At 68.9% G+C, this 17,367-nt stretch carries 20 protein-coding genes; 6 read left to right on the top strand and 14 right to left on the bottom strand.

The annotated features are described in order from the left end of the window. Nucleotide 1: 1 nt before the first annotated feature. From AORI_RS42245 to AORI_RS42225, 5 genes are all read right to left on the bottom strand, one after another. Nucleotides 2–1,156 (bottom strand): epoxide hydrolase family protein, encoded by a 1,155-nt coding sequence (locus AORI_RS42245; RefSeq protein ID WP_016330707.1) that lies wholly within the window; start codon nt 1,154–1,156, stop codon nt 2–4. A gap of 114 nt (nt 1,157–1,270) precedes the next feature. Then, entirely contained in the window at nt 1,271–1,516 is a 246-nt protein-coding gene (locus tag AORI_RS42240; RefSeq protein WP_016330706.1) for a hypothetical protein, read from the bottom strand. 4 nt (nt 1,517–1,520) lie between these two features. Next, on the bottom strand, nt 1,521–3,098 hold the full coding sequence (locus AORI_RS42235; protein WP_016330705.1) for a hypothetical protein: 1,578 nt from the start codon (nt 3,096–3,098) through the stop codon (nt 1,521–1,523). After that, nucleotides 3,095–4,063 carry a spore coat polysaccharide biosynthesis protein glycosyltransferase gene (locus AORI_RS42230; RefSeq protein ID WP_016330704.1) on the bottom strand — a complete coding sequence of 323 codons (969 nt, stop codon included), beginning with the start codon at nt 4,061–4,063 and terminating at the stop codon, nt 3,095–3,097. Before AORI_RS42230 ends, AORI_RS42235 begins: the two co-directional genes overlap by 4 nt. Further along, the gene (locus AORI_RS42225; RefSeq protein ID WP_016330703.1) at nt 4,060–4,806 is read right to left on the bottom strand and encodes a cytidylyltransferase domain-containing protein; all 747 of its coding nucleotides are present in this window, start codon (nt 4,804–4,806) and stop codon (nt 4,060–4,062) included. Before AORI_RS42225 ends, AORI_RS42230 begins: the two co-directional genes overlap by 4 nt. Nucleotides 4,807–4,855: 49 nt before the next feature. Between AORI_RS42225 and pseB the strand changes: the two genes are divergently transcribed. After that, nucleotides 4,856–5,839, top strand: coding sequence for a UDP-N-acetylglucosamine 4,6-dehydratase (inverting) (gene pseB, locus AORI_RS42220; protein ID WP_016330702.1), 984 nt, complete (start codon nt 4,856–4,858; stop codon nt 5,837–5,839). Then, nucleotides 5,832–6,965 carry a DegT/DnrJ/EryC1/StrS family aminotransferase gene (locus tag AORI_RS42215; protein ID WP_016330701.1) on the top strand — a complete coding sequence of 378 codons (1,134 nt, stop codon included), beginning with the start codon at nt 5,832–5,834 and terminating at the stop codon, nt 6,963–6,965. Before pseB ends, AORI_RS42215 begins: the two co-directional genes overlap by 8 nt. Here the strand turns inward: AORI_RS42215 and pseI are convergent. Genes pseI through AORI_RS42195 form a run of 4 tightly spaced genes read right to left on the bottom strand, consistent with a single transcriptional unit; the run spans nt 6,962 to nt 9,640 of the window. Beyond that, nucleotides 6,962–8,017, bottom strand: a complete 1,056-nt coding sequence (pseI, locus tag AORI_RS42210; RefSeq protein ID WP_016330700.1) for a pseudaminic acid synthase — start codon at nt 8,015–8,017, stop codon at nt 6,962–6,964. The genes AORI_RS42215 and pseI overlap by 4 nt on opposite strands. Before the next feature lie 9 nt (nt 8,018–8,026). Then, nucleotides 8,027–8,545 (bottom strand): GNAT family N-acetyltransferase, encoded by a 519-nt coding sequence (locus tag AORI_RS42205; protein ID WP_016330699.1) that lies wholly within the window; start codon nt 8,543–8,545, stop codon nt 8,027–8,029. Next, entirely contained in the window at nt 8,542–8,976 is a 435-nt protein-coding gene (locus AORI_RS42200; protein WP_016330698.1) for a hypothetical protein, read from the bottom strand. The genes AORI_RS42205 and AORI_RS42200 overlap by 4 nt, the downstream gene beginning before the upstream one ends. Before the next feature lie 34 nt (nt 8,977–9,010). Continuing rightward, on the bottom strand, nt 9,011–9,640 hold the full coding sequence (locus tag AORI_RS42195) for a hypothetical protein (protein WP_037333414.1): 630 nt from the start codon (nt 9,638–9,640) through the stop codon (nt 9,011–9,013). Nucleotides 9,641–9,785: 145 nt separating this feature from the next. Here AORI_RS42195 and wzm point away from each other — a divergent pair, with 145 nt between their 5' ends. From wzm to glfT1, 3 genes are read left to right on the top strand one after another with little or no spacing between them, the layout of a single operon-like run. Further along, nucleotides 9,786–10,730, top strand: coding sequence for a galactan export ABC transporter permease subunit Wzm/RfbD (wzm, locus tag AORI_RS42190; RefSeq protein WP_016330696.1), 945 nt, complete (start codon nt 9,786–9,788; stop codon nt 10,728–10,730). Between the two features lie 3 nt (nt 10,731–10,733). Further along, nucleotides 10,734–11,558 (top strand): galactan export ABC transporter ATP-binding subunit Wzt/RfbE, encoded by an 825-nt coding sequence (wzt, locus tag AORI_RS42185; RefSeq protein WP_016330695.1) that lies wholly within the window; start codon nt 10,734–10,736, stop codon nt 11,556–11,558. Continuing rightward, entirely contained in the window at nt 11,555–12,463 is a 909-nt protein-coding gene (gene glfT1 / locus AORI_RS42180) for a galactofuranosyltransferase GlfT1 (RefSeq protein ID WP_016330694.1), read from the top strand. Before wzt ends, glfT1 begins: the two co-directional genes overlap by 4 nt. Before the next feature lie 54 nt (nt 12,464–12,517). On the opposite strand, the gene AORI_RS42175 is transcribed toward glfT1, so the two are convergent. The 4 genes from AORI_RS42175 to AORI_RS42160 form a co-directional block, all read right to left on the bottom strand. Beyond that, nucleotides 12,518–13,975, bottom strand: a complete 1,458-nt coding sequence (locus AORI_RS42175) for a hypothetical protein (RefSeq protein ID WP_016330693.1) — start codon at nt 13,973–13,975, stop codon at nt 12,518–12,520. A gap of 10 nt (nt 13,976–13,985) precedes the next feature. Further along, a complete protein-coding gene (locus AORI_RS42170; protein WP_016330692.1) occupies nt 13,986–14,537 on the bottom strand; it encodes a DUF3558 family protein in 552 nt (183 codons plus the stop codon). Between the two features lie 6 nt (nt 14,538–14,543). Next, nucleotides 14,544–15,020: a hypothetical protein gene (locus tag AORI_RS42165; protein ID WP_228688281.1), complete on the bottom strand. Its 477-nt coding sequence runs from the start codon at nt 15,018–15,020 to the stop codon at nt 14,544–14,546. Nucleotides 15,021–15,163: 143 nt separating this feature from the next. Continuing rightward, entirely contained in the window at nt 15,164–15,928 is a 765-nt protein-coding gene (locus AORI_RS42160) for an ESX secretion-associated protein EspG (RefSeq protein WP_043848511.1), read from the bottom strand. 114 nt (nt 15,929–16,042) lie between these two features. On the opposite strand from AORI_RS42160, the gene AORI_RS42155 reads away from it, so the two are divergent. After that, entirely contained in the window at nt 16,043–16,285 is a 243-nt protein-coding gene (locus AORI_RS42155) for a hypothetical protein (RefSeq protein ID WP_016330689.1), read from the top strand. On the opposite strand, the gene AORI_RS42150 is transcribed toward AORI_RS42155, so the two are convergent. Then, nucleotides 16,282–17,295 (bottom strand): acyl-CoA dehydrogenase family protein, encoded by a 1,014-nt coding sequence (locus AORI_RS42150; RefSeq protein ID WP_016330688.1) that lies wholly within the window; start codon nt 17,293–17,295, stop codon nt 16,282–16,284. The genes AORI_RS42155 and AORI_RS42150 overlap by 4 nt on opposite strands. Nucleotides 17,296–17,367: the final 72 nt, after the last annotated feature.

The raw sequence follows: 17,367 nt of genomic DNA, 5'->3' as shown, positions 1-17,367 counted from the left end.
GTCAGCGCAGGGGGCGGAAGAAGGTCCGCAGGTCCTCGATGAGCAGGTCCGGCACCTCCAGCCCCGGGAAGTGCCCCCCTCGGTCCGGAGTGGACCAGTGCACGACGTTGTCGGTGCGCTCGGCGAGGTGCCGGATCGACAGGCCGGTGTCCTTCGGGAACACGGCCACTCCGGTGGGCACTGTGGACTCCGGCGGCGGCGTACCCCAGGCCGGGCCCAGCGCGGCGTAGATCCGCGAAGACGAGTTCGCCGTGCCGGTGAGCCAGTAGAGCATCACGCTGGTGAGCAGATCGTCGCGATCGATCGCGTCCTCCGGCACGTCACGTGAGTCCGAATAGGACTTGAACTTCTCCACCAGCCAGCCGAGCTGCCCGGCCGGTGAGTCGGTGAGCCCGTAGGCAAGCGTTTGCGGCTTGGTCGCCTGGATCATCGCGTAGCCCAGCTCGCCGCTCTGGAACTCCCGCCCGCGCGCCAGCGCCGCCTCGCCCCGCGCGAGTTCTTCGCCGGTGAGTCCCGCGAGATCGGCCTCGGATTCCGGCACCGCGTGCGGCAGCATCGTCAGATGCGCGCCGATCACCCGCTCCGGGCACCGGACGCCGACGTCGCGTGACACGATCGCGCCCCAGTCACCGCCGTGCAGCCCGAACCGCTCGTACCCGAGGCGCGACATCAGCACTCCCCAGGCGTCGGCGATCCGGCCCGTGCCCCAGTCCGCGTCGGTCGTCGGCCCCGAGAAGCCGAACCCCGGCAGCGACGGCACGACGACGTGGAACGCGTCCCCCGGGTCGCCGCCGTACGCACGCGGGTCCGAAAGCGGCCCGATGACGTCGAGGAATTCCACAATGGACCCCGGCCAGCCGTGCGTGAGCACCAGCGGGATCGCGTCCGGCTCCGGGGACCGCGCGTGCAGGAAATGGACGTTCGCGCCGTCGAGGTTCGTCAGGAAGCCGGGAAAGCCGTTGAGGCGTTCCTCGTGGGCGCGCCAGTCGTAGCGGAGGCGCCAGTACTCGGCGAGCTCCTGGAGGTAGCCGAGCGGCGTCCCGAGGCCCCAGCCGACGCCGTCGATCTCGTCCGGCCAGCGGGTGTTCGCCAGGCGGGCGGCGAGGTCGTCGAGGTCGCGCTGGGGGACGTCGATCGTGAACGGCGTGATGGTCATGGGGACGACGGTAGGGCGGATCGAGGACAGTTACGGTCCTTGATCGAAGGTCAAACCCGGTACTCGGGCAGTCTTTCGCGAAAGGCGTTGTTCATGATTCCAGTGTCCGCGCCCTCACAAGCGATATTCCCGCGGAACCCAGTCCGACATCAGGTCGGCGACATCCGCGACACGGTCTTCTTCAGCCTCCCGGCCCTGCTCACGGAGAAACAGGATCGTGTCGAGCAGTTCTTGATACAGCTTCTCCCGCGAGACACCGCGCTCGAGCTCCGCGGCGAGCAGGGGCCGGATCTCGAAGATGGTCAGACCCGCGGCGACGAGCTCCAGAAGACGGGTCCGGAAATCCGCACTGACCCCCATGCCCTCATCCTCCCGGCAGCTGGGCACGCAGACGATCGAGCCAGCGGTCGATGGTGTCCTCGTACCGGCCGGGGTCGTTGCGGCGCTGCGCCTCGTCGACGGACGTGGTGACAGCGTCCTTGACCTGGGCCGCGTACTCCGGCAAGACGAAGATCTCCTGGAAATAGCCCTCGCGCATCTGGATGTCCGCGACGAGTTCGTAGTCCTTCGCCACTTCGGGCACGCTCATGCCGTACACGACGCCAGGGGTCGCCCTCGGGCCTTGGGCGGTGACGACGATGACCGTCGGGCGCGCGGCCTTCACGACGTCGGCCGGCCGGGCGCCTTGCGCGATCGCCTCGTCGTTGAGCCCGATGTAGTCGATCGCCTTCCAGCCGCTGTAGTACGGGATGGCCCCGGCGTCGGAGACCGCGAGACTGCGCGCCGCCTCGGGCACCCGCGCGGCGGCGAGGCCCTTGCCGATGGCTACATGTGCGCGCTGCAGGTCGGGACCGTAGTTGGCGGCCACGGGCAGCTCCACGGACGTCACGCCGGCGACCGCCACCCAGCCGACCGTGACGATGCCGGCCAGCGCCGCGATCACCCGGTGGCCGAGCCGCGCCGTCGCCAGGGCCGCGCCGAGGCACAGCACCGGGAACGCGTGGAAGGCGAAGCGGTACAGGTAGTCCATGGTCGGCCCGGACACCGCGTAGGTCATCCCGGTCAACAGGACGACCGAGCACAGCACCAGACCCTCTCCCCTGCTCTCCTTCCTGATCAGGAGCGAGGCGGTGAGCACCAGCAACGGCAGGAAGAGCAGCACCGTCGTCTCGAGCCACACCGAACCGGCGTCGAGGTTGCCGAACTTGACGTAGAAGGTGTTCGGGAACAGATGCCCGAAGTAGGTCCACCGCCAGGCGAAGTAACCGCCGCCGACGACCACGACCGCGGCGACCAGCGCCCACGTCCGGCCGTGACGACGGCGAAGCCAGCACCAGACCAGGAAGCCCGGCAGGGTCGCGAGCACCCCTTCCGGCCGGATCATCCCGGCGAGCAGCAGCAACAGCGGCGGCTCCCAGTCCCGCACGGCACGACCCTGGACGAGGTCCACACCGACGATCGCCGCGCGCAGCACGACGGCCGCGAAGGCGATGGTCTCCAGCCCCGCGGTGACATGGAAGTACGTCGGCACGAACAGCACCAGCGCACCGGCCGCCACGAGCGCACCGAGTACGCCACCGGCGCGATGCCCCGCGCGGACGAGTATCACGAGGATCCCCGCGCCCAAGACGACCGAAGTCACCTTGGCGACGGTCTCCAGCGGCAGGCCGGCGAGGGCGAACGGGACGTGCCACAGCATCCAGAGGAAGTTGGTGAACCCTTCGATCGGATCCTCGCCGACGTTCCACACCGGGCCGTGGCCGTCGGCCATGTTCGCCGAGTACCGGAAGGTGATGAAGGCGTCGTCGATGGTGAAAAACCACGCCGCCCAGCAACCCACGAGGAACAGCGCGCCGAAGACCGCGATGACGACGAGCGGGCCCCGGTTCGACTTCGGTTCCGGGGCGGTGCGGGTTTCGGCGCGCTCCATCGTGGACTTCATCCCGTCGTCACCATTTTCTCGATCCGGTCCAGCACGCGATCCACGCCACGGCCGTCCACGACGGACGACGCCGTCTCCGAGAAACGCTTCCGCGTCTCCTTGTCCAGCAGCAAGGTCCGCAAGGTCTCCACGGCGGCGCCGTCCAGCGCCGCCGCGCTCCCCAGCCCTGCCGCCAACCCGAGATCCAGCGCGCCCCGGTAGCCCGTCTCCTGGTTGTCGACCAGCTTCACGACGCCGGTCGGCACGCCGAGGCAGCATAACTCCAGCAGCGTCACCCCGGCCGCGCTCACCGCCACGTCCGTGTCCGCCAAAAGGTCGAGCAGGCCAGGGCCAGGGGGCTGGACTCGGAATTCCTGCCCCGGCAGGGCCTCCGGTACGACGGGTTCGCCACGTACGAGGACATCCGCGACAAAGGGAAGCCGAGTGTCGCGCAAGGCGTGCAGCAGAGCGCTGACCGTTCCGGCCCATTCCGTCCCGCCGCCGAGTACCACGGTCACCCGCGAGCGGCCCGTGGTCTCGCGGCCACCGCGCTTCTCGCGCGCGTCCCGGACGACGTCTCGCATCGGCGCGTAAGCCACGCCTCTGAGAAGCTCGCCGGAGCCGTCGTCGGGCCGCGGCGCGGGAGCGAACCCACAGTCGACGACGAGGTCCGCCGCGCGCCTGCCGAACACGTCGTCCTCGATGGACACCAGCAGCGCGCCCGCGGCGTTGACCTCTTCGCGCAACTCACCGAGGCCGTAGTGATCGACAACCACAGCGTCGAAGCCCTCGAAGGGGACAGACGGCAGCACCGGAACGGACAGCTCCGCGAACCGGGCCGCCAGCCACTCGGCGTTGTCCGCCTGACCCGAGAAGACGACCTCCCAGCCGCGCGCGACCGCGCGTTCGGCATAGGCGACCATGCGCGAGACGTGACCCGCGCCGATCGTCCCGGAGGCGTCGGCTCTCAACACCAGCTTCGTCACCCGGCCACCTTCTTCTGCTCCACGTGCCGGTTGAGCGCCGCGAGATCGGGTCGTGACCGCAGCACCGCGACCACCTCACGCCAGGCGCCGACGCGATCCCCGAGCTCCGCCACGACACCTTCGATGACAGACCAGTCCTCGACGGTGTCCAAGGTCACGCGCAGATCGTCAGCAGGCGGGCTGACCACGACACCGGAGCACGAGTACGTCTCCGGACGCGAGTAGATACCCGAAGTCACGTGCTCGCGATCGGCGCCGCGGGCGGTCTCGATCTGCTCGGCCAGCACTCCCGCACGCACGAGTTCCGCGTCGAAGCCCCGGGGCAGGGTACGGACGAGGGTGGTGCTCAGGTAGTCCAGCGACGGCCGCGCCCGCCACAGCGTGACGAGCTGCCCGATCAATTCCGGGTCCAGCAGCGGGCAGTCCGCCGTGAGCCGCACCACCGCGTCGGCCGGGTACGACTCGATAGCGACCGCGAAACGCGCGAGGACGTCGTCGAGCGGGCCCCTCGCGACCAGGGCCCCCTGCCGGGCGGCCTCCTCGGCCACCGCGTCGTCGTCGGCCTCCGTCGAGGTCGCGACCACGACGTTGTCGATCCCCGGCGAAGCGGCGGCGGCACGGACGACCCAGCCGAGGACGCTTCGGCCCGCCAACGGACGGAGCACCTTGCCAGGTAGCCGGGTGGACGACGCGCGTGCCTGGATGACGGCGTTGACCACGTGGGCCCCGGGGTCTGGATCCATGGGTGACATGATGTCCTGCGGCAGTAGCACCGAAACGCGGAGGTCAACGATGTCCGAGCTGGATGGCTCCAGCATCCTGCTCACCGGCGGGACCGGTTCGTTCGGCAAGGCGTTCATCACCTACGCCCTGGCCGAGCTGAACCCGCGACGGCTGGTCGTGCTCTCCCGCGACGAGCTCAAGCAGTACGAAGCGCGCCAGCAGTTCGGCAACGACCCGCGGCTGCGCTGGTTCATCGGCGACATCCGGGACCGCCGCCGCCTCGAGCGCGCCATGCACGGCGTCGACTACGTGGTGCACGCCGCCGCGCTCAAGCAGGTCGACACGGGTGAGTACAACCCGTTCGAATTCGTGCAGACCAACGTCGTCGGCTCGCAGCACGTCATCGAGGCCGCGATCGACACCGGGGTGAAGAAGGTCGTCGCGCTGTCGACGGACAAGGCGTCCAGCCCGATCAACCTCTACGGCGCCACGAAGCTGTGCGCCGACCGGATGTTCATCAGCGCGAACCACTACGCCGCGACGCATCCGACCAGGTTCTCCGTGGTCCGCTACGGCAACGTGATGGGCTCGCGCGGCAGTGTGATCCCGTTCTTCCGCGCGCTGGCGGCCAAGGGCGAGTCGCTGCCGATCACGCACAAGGAGATGACCCGGTTCTGGATCACGCTCCCGCAGGCCGTGCAGTTCGTGGTCGACTCGTTCGACCAGATGAACGGCGGCGAGCTGTACGTGCCGCGGATCCCGAGCATGCGGCTGGTCGAGCTCGCGCAGGCGATCGCGCCCGGTTCGCCGATGCACGAGGTCGGCATCCGCCCCGGCGAGAAACTGCACGAGGAGATGATCGCCCCGGACGACGCCCGCCGCACGGTGCAGCTGAGCGACCGCTACGTCGTCCAGCCGCATATCGCGGGCTGGGGGTACGAGCCGCCGTCGGACGGCAAGGCCGTCCCGGAGAACTTCGCCTACCGCTCGGACACCAACGACCTGTGGCTCGACGCCGAGGAACTGCGCAGCCTGGTCGAGCAGTATGGGTGACTTCCTTCCCTACGGCCGTCAGTCCGTTTCGGACGAGGACATCGCCGCGGTCACCGAGGTGCTGCGCGGTGACTGGCTGACCACCGGCCCCGCCGTCACCCGCTTCGAAGAGGACCTCGCGGAGCACACCGGCGGCACGCCCGCCGTGGCCGTCACGTCGGGCACGGCCGCGTTGCACGTCGCGTACGCGGCGGCCGGGATCGGCCCCGGCGACGAGATCGTCACGTCACCGATGACCTTCGTCGCCACCGCCGCGACGGCGGCACTGCTCGGCGGCAAGGTCGTGTTCGCCGACGTCGAGGCGGACACCGGGAACCTCGACCCGGCGGCGGCTTCGGCGGCCGTCACCTCGCGCACCAGGGTGGTCGCGGCCGTGGACTACGCCGGCCACCCGGCCGAGCTGGACGAGCTCGGCCGGATCGCGCACGACAACGGCGCACTGCTGCTGGAAGACGCCGCGCATTCGGTGGGCGGAAGCTCCCACGGCAGGCCGGTCGGCTCGCTCGCCGACCTCACGACGTTCTCCTTCTTCCCCACCAAGAACCTCACCACGGCCGAAGGCGGCGCGGTGGTCGCCGGTTCGGACGAGCTGCTGGCGCGCGCCCGCGGTTTCCGCAATCACGGGCTGGTGCGGGACAAGGCGGCGCAGCGGTATCCGGACGAAGGCGCTTGGCATCAGGAGGTGCACGAGTTCGGCCTGAACTACCGGTTGCCGGATGTGTTGTGCGCCTTGGGAAGCAGCCAGCTGCGCAGGCTCGCGGAATTCAAGGAGCGGCGTGCGGAGATCCACGCGCGCTACACCGCCGCACTGTCCTCATTGGACGGAGTGCTGACGCCCGCCGTGCGCGAAGGCGCGGATCCGGTGTGGCATCTGTACCCGCTGCGAGTCCTCGAAGGACGCCGCCGCGCGCTGTTCGATCACTTGCGCGCCAAGGGAATCGGCGTGCAGGTCAACTACATCCCCGCGTACTGGCACCCGGTGTTCGAGGACCTCGGATACCAGCGCGGAATGTGCCCGAACGCGGAGCTGTACTACAGCCAGGAGCTTTCGCTGCCGCTGTTCCCGGCGCTGACGGACGCCGACGTGGACCGCGTCATCGACGAGGTCCACGGCTTCTTCCGCTAGATCAGGCCCCAGGTGAGCGCGGTGCCCTTCGGGACATCGGACGAGAAGGTGCGGCCGAGCACGTTCACGATCTCGGCGGGCGCCAGCCCACCGGCCGGCCGGATCGACCGGACGTTCTCCCGCGTCACGGTGTCCCCCGCGCGCACATCTTCGACGACGTAAAGGGAACGGCGGAACCGCAGGCCCTCCTTCTCGCTCTCGCGCGGCCCGATCACGGCGGCGCCCAGCGCCTCCCACGCGCGGTGCGATTCGGTGACCAATGCGGCCAGCTCACCGGGCTCCAACGAAAACTCCGAGTCGACGCCGCCGTCGTTCCTGGCCAGCGTCACGTGCTTCTCGATGGCGACGGCGCCCAGCGCGACGGCCGCCAACGGGGCGCCGATGCCGGGCGTGTGGTCGGACAGGCCGACGAGCGTCCCCGTCACGCCCGCCAAGACAGGCAGGCCACGCAGGTTGCTCTCGGCGGGCGACGCCGGGTAGCTGGCGGTGCAGCCGAGCACGATCAGCTGGTCGTTGCCCGCCTCGCGCGCGGTCCGGACCGCCGCGTCGATCTCGGCGACGCTGGCCATCCCGGTCGAGATGATCAACGGTTTGCCGGTCTTCGCGCACAGTTCGATCAGCGGCAGGTCGACGATCTCCGACGAGGCGATCTTGTACGCGGGCGCGTCCAGCGACTCCAGCAGCTCGACGGCGGTGGGGTCGAACGGGCTGGAGAAGATCTCCAGGCCACGGGCGCGGGCACGCTCGAACAGCGGCTCGTGCCATTCCCACGGGGTGTGGGCGCGCTCGTAGAGCTTGTAAAGGTTCTCCCCGCCCCAGAGCGAATGCGAGTCGCCGATCCGGAAGTCCGGTGTGTCCACGTCGATGGTGATCGTGTCCGGCCGGTAGGTCTGCAGCTTGACCGCCTGCGCGCCGGTCTCGGCGATCGCGTCGACGATCTCCAGGGCCCTGCCGAGGTCACCGTTGTGGTTACCGGACATTTCGGCGATCACGAACGGCGGATGCACCGTCGAGAGAACATGTGCGCCGATGCGCACCTCGGTGGCGGTCATCGGGTGGGGCTACCTCTTCTTCCTGGTCCGGCGGTCGGCGGCACGCAGTTCGGTCCAGACGACCTCGCGCGGCTCACCGTCGACCTCTCGAACATACCTGCGTGTTTCGAGGAAGCCGAATCGCTTGTGGAGCTGCAGCACCTGCCGGTTGTCCGCGAGCGTCGCACCGCCGAGCAGATTCAGGCCGAGCACGTCGAAGCCGTAGTCGACGGCGGCGCCCTCCAGCTTCAGCCAAGCAGGGAGGATCTCCCGGCCGAGGCCCTCGACGTCCAGGTAGAAGTGCCATTCCGCGCTTCCGGCCTCGGTATCGATGTCACTGAACAGCACGACACCGGCGGGCACGCCGTCGTGCCGGTAGACGAGGACACGACGGCTCGGGTCCGCTCGGACGGCCTCGAACCAGCCACGGTGTTCTTCGACACCGATCTCGTGCGTGGTGAAGCTGACCTGCCGGACCGACGGATGGTTGCGCCACCGCCGGATCCGGTCGAGGTCCTCGTCCCCGGCCTCGACCAGCAGGCCGGTCATTCGCCTGCCGGGACGGTGATGGTGTCTTCGATCCGGCGCAGCCGGTCCTCGTACCGCGCGATCCCGGCGAGCCGGACGCGGATCTGGGCGTGCTGGCGCTGGATCTCCTGGATCAGGCTGCGCGCCTCGACCAGCTCGGGCTTGTCGGCGTGCACCGGCAGCGACAGCGACTCGCGCAGGTCCTCCAGCTGGGCCTCCTGCGCCGCGACGCTCGGGATCAGGCGGTCCAGTTCGGCGCGGGTCCAGCGCAGGTCGCCGCGGGCGTGTTCGAGACCGCTCTCGGCGCCGTCGAGCCGGCGGCGGTGGTCCGCGGTGGCGTGTTCGAGGTCGTTGACGCGCCCGTTGAGGTCGCGAAGCCGCTCGTCGATCCGGAAGTCGATGAGCCGGGCGATCCGGCCGATCACGCCGCTGCGGAGTTTCTGCACTGCCATGGGTGTTCCTTCTCGGGATGGGCTGGCTGGGAGTTCAGCGCAGGAGTTCGGTTTCGCCGGTCTTCGTCCACGAGTCCAGCAGCCTGCCCTCGGCGGCGATGCGGTGCTCGGGTCCGACGATGCAGGAGTCGCCCGCGGCGTGCTCCCAGTGGGTCTGGGCCGGGTCGTCGATGAACGAGAACCCGGACAGGACCAGATTGGCGTGCGGGAACGACGTCCGCGCGATCCACGCGGCCAGCGTCCCGGTGGTCGACCACAGGCCTTCTTCGCGGCTCGGCAGCCCGAGCGCGTCGGACAGCGGCAGGACGACCTCGCGGTTCGGCACCGGCACGTAGCCGAGGTCGCCGGGCCACCAGCCCGGGATGTCTTCGGGTTCCCAGTGCATCCGGCCCGGCTCGACCAGGAGGTAGAGCCGCTTGCGGTAGTCACGGAAGACGTGCTTGGTGGCGCGGACGGCGCGGTTGAACACCACGACGTGCACCCGGCTGCCGACCGTTTCGGGTCCGCCCGGCTCGTCCACGACGAAGCCGTTGACGCGGATCACGAGGTCGCACGCGTCGATGGCCTTCGCCCGCCGGGGGTCCGGCGGAAGCGGCTGATTCCCGACCACGGCCACCGAACGGGGCTCCGGCCGGTCGGCGTATGCGGCGAGCAGATTGACCATCAGGCTCGCGTCGCCGAGTGCAGCAGTCATGAGGGCAGAAAGTACCAGCACACGCACCGCGTTCGGGTTCGAATCCGACGGTAGCGTTCCGTGGTCGGGACGGGGCGCCCCAGGCATCATCGGCCCCATCGGTACCCTCGTTCCCGTGCATGCCACCAGCACGGTTCACGCCGCCGACGGTGCTGCGCCGACCTCGGTTCCGCCGATTTCGGACAGCAAGACCTTTTCGCGCGCGTTCGCCGACATCAAGACCGGTTTCGCCGCCAAAGAGCTGTGGGGACACCTCGGCTGGCAGGACATCAAGCAGCGCTATCGCCGCTCGGTGATCGGCCCGTTCTGGATCACCATCAGCCAGGGTGTCATCGCGCTCGGCCTGGGGCTTCTGTACTCACAGTTGTTCAACCTGCCGACGGCGACTTTCCTTCCCTACATCAGCACCGGGTTCATCATCTGGGGCTTCATCAGCGGCTGCCTGTCCGAGGGCATGGAGACCTTCATCTCCAACGAAGGGCTGATCAAGCAGCTCCCGGCGCCGCTTTCGGTGTACGTGCTGCGGACGGTCTGGCGCCAGACGCTGATGCTGGCGCACAACCTGATCGTCTACGTGATCGTGGTCGCGATCTTCTTCACCAGCCTGGACCAGCCGTACGCCATGAGCGGCGCGTGCGTCGAAGGCGCGCTTTGCCACCCGGGGCTCGGCTGGTACTCGCTGAGCGCGATCCCCGGCATCCTCGTGCTCGCGCTGAACGCCGGCTGGGTCACCCTGCTGCTGGGCATCATCTCGACCCGTTACCGGGACATCCCGCAGGTGATCAACTCGCTCATCCAGCTGCTCTTCTACATGACGCCGATCGTGTGGCCGATCGACCAGCTGATGGCGGGTGGCGCTCGTGACGGCGTTTCCTGGGCCTTGCCGTACGTCTACGGCAACCCGCTCTTCCACTTCATCCAGATCGTGCGCGCACCGCTGATCGGCCAGGCCGTCAGCATCAACAGCTGGTTCGTGGTGCTCGGCATCACCGTCGTCGGCTGGGGCCTCGCGCTGGTCGCGATGCGCAATTACCGTTCCCGCGTCTCTTATTGGGTGTGACAGATGGTCAGCATTGATGTGCACAACGCCTACGTCGACTTCCCCATTTTCGACGCGAAGACCCGCTCCATGAAGAAGAAGGTGCTGGGCAAGGTCGGCGGCAAGATCGGCACCGAAACCAAGGTGCCGATCATCGAAGCCCTGCACGACGTGAGCCTTCAGCTCCGCGAAGGCGACCGAGTCGGCCTTGTCGGCCACAACGGCGCCGGCAAGTCGACGCTGCTGCGGCTGCTGTCCGGCATCTACGAGCCCACCCGCGGCTCGGCGAGGATCTCCGGCAAGATCGCGCCGGTCTTCGACCTCGGCATCGGCATGGACCCGGAGATCTCCGGGATGGAGAACATCATCATCCGCGGCCTGTTCCTCGGGATGACCGCGAAGCAGATGGAAGCCCGCGTCGACGACATCGCGGAGTTCACCGAACTCGGTGACTACCTGCAGATGCCGCTGCGGACCTACTCGACCGGTATGCGGGTGCGCCTGGCGCTGGGTGTGGTCACCTCGATCGACCCGGAGATCCTGATCCTCGACGAGGGTATCGGCGCGGTCGACGCGGCGTTCCTCAACAAGGCGAAGGACCGGCTCAAGGACCTCGTGAAGCGGTCGGGCATCCTGGTGTTCGCCAGCCACTCGGACGAGTTCCTCTTCGAGCTCTGCGACTCCGCGATCTGGATGGACGAGGGGCACGTCAAACAGCGCGGTTCACTGCGCGAGGTGCTCACCGGCTACAAGGGGCGCGACCCGTTCGAGAACATGAGCAAGGAGACGCTGGAGCGGTTCGGTATCGAACCCGAGCCGGTGGCGACGACGAACGGTGGCCAAGGATGACCGACGAGACCCGGCAGTTACCCGAAGGCGCGGTCGTCGGCGTGGTCGTCACGCGCCATCGACGGGAACTGCTCGCGGACTCGCTCAAGGTGATCGCCGCGCAGACCCGGCCGGTCGACCACCTCGTCGTGGTCGACAACGGGCCGGACAAGTCGGCGCGGGACATCGTCGAGAACTACCCGCTGCCCTTCACGTACCTGCCCTCGCACCGCAACCTCGGCGGCGCGGGCGGGTTCGCGCTCGGCATGTTGCACGCGCTTTCCCTTGGCGCGGACTGGATCTGGCTGGCCGACGACGACGGCCGTCCCGCCGACGAGAACGTCCTCGCGATCCTGCTGGACGAGGCCGAGAAGCGGAACCTGGCCGAGATCTCCCCGGTGGTCTCCAACATCGACGCGCCGGACAAGCTCGCGTTCCCGTTGCGGCGCGGGCTGACCTGGAAGCGTTCGTCGTCGGAGCTGGGCGCCGACTTCCTGCCGGGGATCGCCTCGCTGATGAACGGCGCGTTGTTCCGGGCGTCCACTTTGGACGTCGTCGGCGTGCCGGATCTGCGGCTGTTCTTCCGCGGCGACGAGGTCGAACTGCACCGGCGCCTGGTGCGTTCCGGGCTGCCGTTCGGCACCTCGCTCAAGACCGCGTACCTGCACCCGGACGGCTCGGACGAGTTCAAGCCGATGCTGGGCGGCCGGTTCCACGCGCAGGATCCGGAGAACGAGGTCAAGCGCTACTACACCTACCGCAACCGCGGCTACCTGCTGTCGCAGCCGGGCATGCGCAAGATCGGCGCGCTCGAAGTGGTGCGGTTCGGCCTGTACTTCGTCGGGGTGAAGCGGGACCCGAAGGCCTTCCTGCAGTGGCTCAAGCTGGTTCGCCAGGGCCGCAAGGAGAAGTTCTACCGCTACTGAGCTCCACGTGAAAGGGGCCCCTCGCTCGCGCGAGGGGCCCCTTTTTTCGTCCGTCTACTCGCCGATGACCGGCGGCGCGGTGCGCATGTCGGTTCCGAACACCTCGTCGGGGTCACCCTCGACGAGGTACGTCGGACGCTGGTGCTCGGTGTCCTCGTCTCCGTCCGACTGCTGACCGCGGCCGCCCATCCCTCCGCCTGCCATCCCCGGACCACCGCGACCGGCGGCGCCACCGCCGAGACCGCCCATACCGCGGCCGGCGGCCGCTTCGGCGGCGCCGACACCGCCCGGGCGGGCCGCGCCGGACGCGGAACCCGAGCCGGGGGTGGAACCGGCGCCGCTGCCGGGGCCGAACCCGCTTCCGCCGCCACCGCGGCCGGTCCGGCTGTTGTAGTCCGAGTCACCCATGCCACCGCCCATCATGGGCGGCGCCATCGGCATGGGGCTGATCGGCATCGCGTTGTTGTTGGGGCCGGGCGTGGTGATCGGCGCCGGGTTGTTCTGGAAGCCGGACGGCGTCGTACCCGACGGGAGGCTGCCGGACCCCGTGGTGCTGCCCGGGCCGGGCAACTGGGAACCGTAGCCGCCGCCACCGCCTCCGCCACCACCGCTGCCCCCGCCACCGTTGCCGGGCGGGATGTAAGTGTTCCCGGGGTTGTTGGGGCCGGGCGTGTTCGAGCCGGGCGGAACCTGGTACGGCAGCGGCTTGCCCGGATCGTCGATCCCGCCACCGCCGCCCTCGCCGAACTTCGGCGGCTCGGCGAACGCCGGCTGCTTCGACGCGGCCTCGTACAAGGCCTTGTCGTAGCTGTTCATGGCGGAGGCCGCTTGAGTGTGGGCCTCCAAGCTGTCCTTCTGTTTCTGGATGGACTTGTCGATGTTCTCGCTCATGTTGAACGGGTTCGACGTCAGCCACCCCCCGATCTCTTCCTTCCAGCTGAAGGGGATCGGCTTGGGCATCGTGTTCTTCACGGTGGAAGCCGCGGTGCCCTGGTCGTAGATCGTCTCGGAGGCGAGCTTGGCGTTCTGCGAGTTCGTCTCGGACCACTTGCTGAGGCTCTTGAAGTAGCCCTGCGCGTTGCCCGCCGCGTCACCCTCCCAGGTGCCCTGCGAGGCGGTGACGGCCTGGTCCATCGTCCTCGAGAAGGTGTCGAAGGCCTTGTGGATCTCGTGGTACGCGTTCGAGACCTCGGAGACCTGCTCGACGTTCAGGTTGCTGTTGACGAACTGTTCGAGCTTCTCGTGGTCGTAGCCGAGGTAGTCGCCGTTCGGCGGCTCGAGCCCCTCGACGTACTTGATGTCCTTGTTCTTGGTCAGCTCGTCGACGGTCTTGTTCCCGACGTCTTCGGCCTGCTGCTGACCTTTGCCCTCGGCGATCAGCCGCTGGAAGACGGCGAACGGGCCGTCGCCGACGTTGCCACTCGCCTTGTCCCGGTAGTACTGGTCCCGCGCTTGGGGCGAAAGACCGGCGACGTACTCCTGCTCGGTCAAGTAGTCCCTGTCCGTGGTCATCCTGGTCCCCCTAGCCCTTCGGAAGCTTCGGTTCGACGATGTCGGCGATCTTCTCCGCCATCCCGCACGACTTCTCCGGATCCGTGCTGACGACCACGATGTCGGCCCGGGCCGAGGCACCGATTTCGAGCGCCATCAGGCAACCGGAAGGCGGCTTCGGGACGAGCACCGCTTTGCGGCCGTTGACGTTGCCGGTGGTCTTGCCGTTCCCACTGTCGGCGACGCTGTCGATGCCCTGCTTGTCACGGATGTCGACGCCGAGCGAAACGGCGTCCGCCGCCGACTCGGCCTCCTTGGTGAACTCGCAGCCACGGGCACCGGCGTCGTTCTGGGGAACCGGCCCCTTGAAAGTGCCGTACGACGCGAGATCGGCCACGCCGAGGAGCGAGCACGGATCGATCGACGCGGGGTCGGCACCACCGGTGGCCGTCGTCGGCGCGGTGGACTCGCCGCCTTGCGCGGGCGACGACGGCGCCGCGGACGGGGTGCCCGGCTTTTCGGTGGAACAGGCCGCGAGCACGAGCGCGGCCGCGGTCAGCGGTACGAGGAGCAGCTTCTTCATTCCGCCTCAGTTCTTGAGCCGATCGAGCGCCTCGACCGTTTCGTCTTCCTTCTTCTTGTACTGGCCCGACGCGCGCAGCAGCGCTTCTTCGGTGTCCAGCACCACCTGCTTGAACTTGCCGAGCACCGCACTCGCCGAATTGGCCGACTGGGCGGCACCCTTCTGGTCGTGGGCCGCGACGGTCCTGCCGTACGGGTGGTCGCCGAGCTGCGGCGCTTCGGAGAGCCGGATGGTCTGCCGCTCCAGCCTGGTGAGCTCGGCCCCCATGTCGCGCACCGCTTTGAGAAGCGGCTTGACGCCTTCGGCGGTGATCTTGAAGCCGCCACTCTTGGCGGCCGAGACCAGCTTCTGGGTCTCCGCGCTCACCTGGGCGACCGCGGCCGCGTTCAGGCCACCCGCCGCCACGTAACCGGCTGCCGCACCCAAGGCGGAGCCGATCGAGAAGTCCGGTGCCGCCTGTCCGCCGTCCGCTTCGAAAGCCATCGCCCGCCCCACTGCCTCGTCTGCTCGCCCGTGCGTATCGCCCGGCAGTCTACTAGCCGGGCACTCAGCGCGACGGTGATTCACCGATCGCCGAAGATCTCCGAAACTGTGACGAAACGGGCGTCACCCCGGTTCCCCGTCGTTCAGAACTGCCCTTCGAGCTGGGCGTACAGCTGCTGAGCGATCCTCGCGTTGTCGGCGGGAGCGTAGGTGAGCCAGCTTTGCCCGTCGGCCGCCTGGCGTGAGGTCATCATGAAGCGGCCCGCCTCGGTGTCGAACCACGCCAGCGGCGGGAACACCTGGCCGCCGCGGATGAACACGCTGAACTGGCCCACTCGCGTCTTCGGCTTCTCGAAGATCCGCTCCACCTGCCGCAGCTGCGGGTTCGACCCGTGCGACCGCGGCCCGCTGACGTTGGCGAAGGGGTCGTACGCGTCGTCGTTCCGGGGGCGCTTCGGCGCGCTCGCCGGCTTCGCGATGGTGACCGACTGACCGGGGCCCGCCGGGGTGAGCGGCAGCAGATCGACGATCGACGCGACGATCGCGGTCGGCCTGGTCTCCTCGAACACGAGCAGGTTCTCTTCCTGGCGCACGACGACCGCGAACTGCCCGTTCGTCGCAGCACGCGCGAACAGCTGCTTGTCCTTGTCCATCTGCGCGACCGCCCAGACGGCGAGCTGCGGATTGGCGAAGGTGGCGATCGCGAGTTCGACGTCGGCGTCGAGCCTGCCGCCGCGCATCAGGCCGCGGCCTTCGAGGTCGCGGAAGACGGCCTCGCGCACCATCGCGCGCTGATCGGTCGTCGTGCCGATGTGCGGGACCTCGAACGGGACGGGCGCCGGCCCGAACCGGCCGTGTTCGAGCAGGATGTCCACCGCCGCCAGCGACAACGAGAACGAATGCGGCATCGCCATTTCCCCCCGCGGGTGTCTTGTCCGTCGGGATGAACGTAGTCCACGCGCCCGATACGCCCGCAGCGAACCCGCTTGCCCGGTTGTGATCACGGCTGGTGCCATGGATTCATGGCAGACCAGAAACCCGCGCTCGTCCTCCATCTCGCCACCGGCGGGGAGCCACTGCTCTTCGCGCTCACGACGGAAGAAACCGAACGGCTGACCAAGGATCTCTCGCATTTCGTCCGCACCGGTTCGGTGCAGACGATCCAGACGAGGGACGACTCCGAGGTGGCGATCAACTTCTCCCACGTCGCCGCCGCCTACATCGACGATCTCAACCGCAAGACGAGAGTGTTCGGCCTCCACTAATCCCGGGAAAAGAGCTCCAGCAGACCGGATTTGATTTCCGGGCGGCTGGCGGCGACCAGCAGGAAGGTGGCTTCCCGGACGAGCCGCTGGGGGTGTCGTCCGGCGAGCACCGACGTGCTGCCGTTGGCCGCGACGAGCGCGCCCGCGGCCCGGAAGGCGAGCTCCGCGCCCGCCGCCCTGGCCGCGGGCAGCGACGGCGGATCGGCGAGGGCCGCGTCGAGCCTGCCGCGGACCGCGTCGATCTCGGCCCGGATCCCGGCGGCGACGCCGGGCTTCCCGAGCTCCTCGATGAGCCGCGCGGCGCGGGCGGCGAGGCCGAGGGGCGCGCAGCCGTTGAGCCGGGAGGCGAAGGTGTTGCCCGCGACGAAGTCCGAGTGCGCGATCTTCCCGTAGACGCGGTCATCGGGCAGGAAGTAGCGGGTGAAGCCGAGGTGCACGGTGGCCGTGCCCTGCGCCGCGACGAGGTCGAGCGGCCGGACCTCCAGCTGCTCCCCCGCCACCGGGTCGATGATCGCGCTCACCACGGTGTCGCCGTCGCGGGCGCAGAGCTGGAGCAGGTCGATGACGCCCCAGCCGCTGACGAACGGGGCTTCGCCGTCGAGCAGGTAGCCGCCCTCGACGCGTTCCGCGCGCAGCCTGGGCAGGGTCGGGATCACCGCGGCGAACGCGGCGCCCGCCTTGAGCTCCCCGCTGACCAGCCGCGGGAGGTAGCGGTCGCGCAGTTCCGCGTTGTCGGCCGTGGTGAGCGCGGCGACCAGGCCGTGGTGCTGGATCCAGGTGAACATCGTGCTGAGGCAGCCGCCCGCCAGCGTTTCGAGGACCTGGACGATCGTCGGGAGGTCGGCGCCCGGACCGCCGGTTTCCTTGGGCGCCGCGAGGCCGTAGAAGCCTTCGGCGGCGAGAGCGTCGAAGTGGCTTGAGGGCACTTCGCCCTTGAGGTCGACTTCGGTGGCGGCGGGGAAGAGGAGATCATCGGCGAGGGCTTGGGCGCGGGCGACCAGATCCGTCATGCGGGTAAGGGTACCCTTACTTGACCGGTTTTTCCTGGCTGCCAGGACCGACCCCAAACGTCATGAAAGGGT

Source organism: Amycolatopsis keratiniphila, assembly GCF_000400635.2.
In the GTDB taxonomy this organism is placed as follows: domain Bacteria; phylum Actinomycetota; class Actinomycetes; order Mycobacteriales; family Pseudonocardiaceae; genus Amycolatopsis; species Amycolatopsis keratiniphila.
This window is presented reverse-complemented; position numbering and strand designations above follow the sequence as displayed.